The sequence below is a fragment of the Streptomyces sp. SP17BM10 genome, from assembly GCF_036322405.1.
Lineage (GTDB): Bacteria > Actinomycetota > Actinomycetes > Streptomycetales > Streptomycetaceae > Kitasatospora.
This window is the reverse complement of sequence record NZ_JAQYXB010000243.1, coordinates 1-348: the sequence shown is the minus strand read 5'-3', so window position 1 is coordinate 348 and position 348 is coordinate 1. Positions and strand designations below refer to the sequence as shown.

Sequence of the window (348 nt, the reverse complement as noted above, 5' to 3'; positions counted from 1 at the left end):
TGCGTCAACGTCTCGGGTCAGGGCCCGACCTGGGACAACCTCAACCCGATCATCCTGTTCGACTGCGTGCCCGGCGCGGGCAACGAGGCGTTCCAGCTGACGGCCTCGGGCCAGCTGTACAACCCGGCCAGCAAGCGCTGCCTGAACGTCGCCGGCCCGGGCCCGACCTGGGACAACAAGACCCCGGTCATCCTGTTCGACTGCGTGCCCGGCGCGGGCAACGAGCAGTTCCAGCTGACGGCCTCGGGCCAGCTGTACAACCCGGCCAGCAAGCGCTGCGTCAACGTCTCGGGCGCCGGTCCGACCTGGGGCAACCTCACCCCGATCATCCTGTTCGACTGCGTCAAC

1 protein-coding gene is annotated in these 348 nt (G+C 68.4%); it reads left to right on the top strand.

All coding sequences use genetic code 11. The annotated features are described in order from the left end of the window. Positions 1 to 348: RICIN domain-containing protein (locus tag PUR71_RS01020; RefSeq protein WP_329924363.1), on the top strand; the 348-nt coding region annotated here is incomplete at both ends.